This window comes from Mucilaginibacter sp. (assembly GCF_028288225.1).
In the GTDB taxonomy this organism is placed as follows: domain Bacteria; phylum Bacteroidota; class Bacteroidia; order Sphingobacteriales; family Sphingobacteriaceae; genus Mucilaginibacter.
Genome location: NZ_JAQBOC010000091.1, coordinates 1 through 3,216 on the forward strand (window position 1 = coordinate 1; position 3,216 = coordinate 3,216).

Sequence of the window (3,216 nt, forward strand, 5' to 3'; positions counted from 1 at the left end):
TGTAATTCCTCTGCAAGAGAAAGAATCGATTCAATGCTTAAGTTGTTGATATCGGAAATACTATGTGGTTGATTAAATAATTCCATCTTATATTGCTCAACTTCTTGATTGTAGCGCCTACCCTTACAGTGTGGACATTCGACATTTTGGGTCATACTGCGCCCTTTACAATCGGGACACCAGCCTAAGGCATTATTAAAGGAAAAAACTTCTGGTGAAAGATTAAATTTTTCTGCAAGACGCACGCGAATCTCTTTAAAAACGCCAGTATGTGTGCCAATGGTTGAACGAGGATTGGATGAAATCGATGATTTTCCGAGAAAAAGGACTAAAGGGATTTCTTCCATCTTAATGGCACTGAAATTGGTTTCCATAATATCGGGAAATAAATACTGATATTCAGCCTTCGGCAATAAAGAAACGAGACGCTTCTTGGATTCTTCACCAATGGTTTGACAAAAAGTTGTTTTACCAGATCCAGACAAACCAGCAATACCTAACGATTTATCTACTGGTAGTGCTGCATCTAATAGGTTAATATTGTTCGAAATCAATCGATTTATTTTCATATGTACATCCTCTCTATACTTATAAACTTAGTCTTTTACTATTATTCCATGTATATTCTATGTTAACAATACTGTAAGTTTAGTCAAGTCAACAATCGACAATATTCGCCTCACTTGTGATACGGTTCAGCGTATCACAAGTGAGGCGAAATTTTAGGACACCCGCAAAGGGTGCCCATCATCTATTGATATCAGTAATTCCGGAGAGGTTAAACGCATGCTTAAACCAGAAACCGCCACTGAGTTTTGATTGGTCGATTTGGCAAGTAGCAACTCCCTATATCCTTTTTCGTATCGCTATTTGTATATATTTGAAGAACACATCTTTCATTTCGTAGTTATAGGAATGAAAGATGTGCTATTATCAATCACTAAAACCTCTACTTCGAACAGAGTACCCCCTTTATAGACTTTGGAAATACCTTTTTATATCCTGTCTACTTTTTGGGGTGTTTTCTTGTTAGCTTTTTATTTCAGAAGTTTAATAACCTTGGCGTTTTAAAATCATACTGCTTACAGCACCAATGAGGAAAACCACGATTAAAAAGGCAAAGGCATAACCGTACTGTCCTCTACCAAGCGTAAGCAATGCCCCCATGATAGTTGGACCAAAAGCAGCAATCGTACTGGAACTTCCCTGCATAATTCCTGAATTTCTTCCCATTTGAGGAGTAGGCGTGATACTATGCAACAAGCCTTGACTAACCAAGGTTGTAACGCCACCGATCAAACAAATAGCCAAAGCCACACACAACGCTGCGGCAACCGCCGAGGAGGACTGTCCAGCGAGTAACAATAATAGGCCAGCTCCGATATAGGCCCAAATATTCCATACGGCTTTCCGGTTTGTTTTGTCTATAATTCGACCAAGTACAATCATCGTAATTAAAGAAAGGCCATAGGCTAATAGCATATAACTGCTCATCGATTTTTGGCTGAAATGTTTGGTGATGGCAAGATAGCTTGGGAACCAAGTAGCAAAACCGAAAAATCCTAATTGGCAGGCTGAGTTTGCAATGATGACCAAAAGAAGGGAACCTTTTTTTCCACTACGATTCTTTTCGTTTTCTTCTACATGTAACTGCTCGCTCAAAATAAGATCGATTTCATTCTGTGAAACCCGTTTATCCTGCTTTGGATCATCCTTAATAAAAAATATAAGCAAAGGGATACAGATGACGAGGGCTAAAGCTGTCAAAAACCAAAACACACCGCGCCATTCAAAAGCATTAATTACAGCGATTACCAAAAAACCTGAAATGGCAGGACCGAGATTGGTTCCATTTGCCCAGATGGACTTCGCACGACCACGTTCATTAAGCGGGAACCATCTTGCTGTTAAGGTATGGGAAACAGGCCATAGACATGCCTCTGCAAATCCCAATATGATACGTGAAATAAACAACCATTCAAAGGATTGTGCAGTCGCTGCCAACATGGTACTAAAAGCCCAGAGCAAGAGTCCGCTAATCGCTGATTTTTTGGGTCCAAAACGCTGAACCAATGCACCCCAAATAAAGAAACCGATACCATAAGAAAACAAAAGTGCACTGACTAGGCTACCTACTAATGCATGATTCGTTTCTAAGTGCATCTCCGATAGAAATGACTTGTTAGTCGCAATTACCGAAACACCAATTTTATCAATCATCCCTACTACCCAAACTACCAGAAGTACAGGTGCAATCATCATCCACCGTACCGATGTATTTTTCATGTATTCATCTCCATCTAAAATTAATTTCAATAATAAAACGCTTTCAATTCTACCAAACTTGTGCCACTTGAGCTTGTACCGCAGCAAACCATCTTGAGTTGCCAGTTCCCAGTTTTCGTCACCCATTCTGAGTCCAATAAGGACATGGATCCCATGATTCCTTAAAAATTGCACTCTTTGTTTACCGCTATTATCTTGATATCCAAGAATGGCCATTGTTTTTCCTTGATGTCACTTCTAAACCCTCCCCATTTGATAATTTTATTAGTAAAATTCTAATTATTCAAATTGGCATTTTGTATATAACCTATATAATAAGTCTATACCTCTAATTAAAAAATTAAATTTGAAATATTCTCTATTTTATTTAAAAATAGAGTTATCTAAAGAAAAGGTCCAAACGGATGAAGGAACACCGATGGGTGAGTTACTTAGAAGATATTGGATTCCTGCTCTTTTAGTTGAAGAATGTCCTAGTCCAGATTGTCCTCCAGTACGAGTTAAATTACTCGGTGAGGAACTCATCGCCTTCCGCGATACCAATGGAAACATTGGCTCAGTCGATGAGTTTTGCCCACACCGTAGAGTATCTTTATTTTTCGGTCGAAATGAAGAGTGTGGCCTTCGATGTCCCTACCACGGATGGAAGTTTGATACAGAAGGAAATTGTATGGATATGCCATCTGAACCACAAGAAAGTAATTACAATATTGTATTAATTTTCACCTCCACTTTACCGGAATTGGTCAAGAATACGATACTCGGTACTTCAAGACAAGATTTTTTCGAAGTATTAAGTAAGAACGATGACTTGTTGTTACGCTGTGACGATTAAATATAACTATGTTTAAAGGAGATCAATGTTATGAGTAAATTGAATGATAACTTACATCAGAAAAAAACCGCTTTGATTGTGGTTGACGTACAGAA

Annotated in this window: 2 protein-coding genes and 1 pseudogene; 1 reads left to right on the plus strand and 2 read right to left on the minus strand. The window is 38.5% G+C overall.

The genetic code is table 11. The features are described from left to right. Both JWQ54_RS27040 and JWQ54_RS27045 read right to left on the minus strand, forming a co-directional pair. Positions 1–569 (minus strand): annotated as a pseudogene (locus tag JWQ54_RS27040) (hypothetical protein); the annotation flags it as partial. A gap of 481 nt (positions 570–1,050) precedes the next feature. Further along, a complete protein-coding gene (locus JWQ54_RS27045; protein ID WP_299591008.1) occupies positions 1,051–2,502 on the minus strand; it encodes an MFS transporter in 1,452 nt (483 codons plus the stop codon). 130 nt (positions 2,503–2,632) lie between these two features. Here JWQ54_RS27045 and JWQ54_RS27050 point away from each other — a divergent pair, with 130 nt between their 5' ends. Next, positions 2,633–3,121, plus strand: coding sequence for a Rieske 2Fe-2S domain-containing protein (locus tag JWQ54_RS27050; RefSeq protein WP_299591009.1), 489 nt, complete (start codon positions 2,633–2,635; stop codon positions 3,119–3,121). Positions 3,122–3,216: the final 95 nt, after the last annotated feature.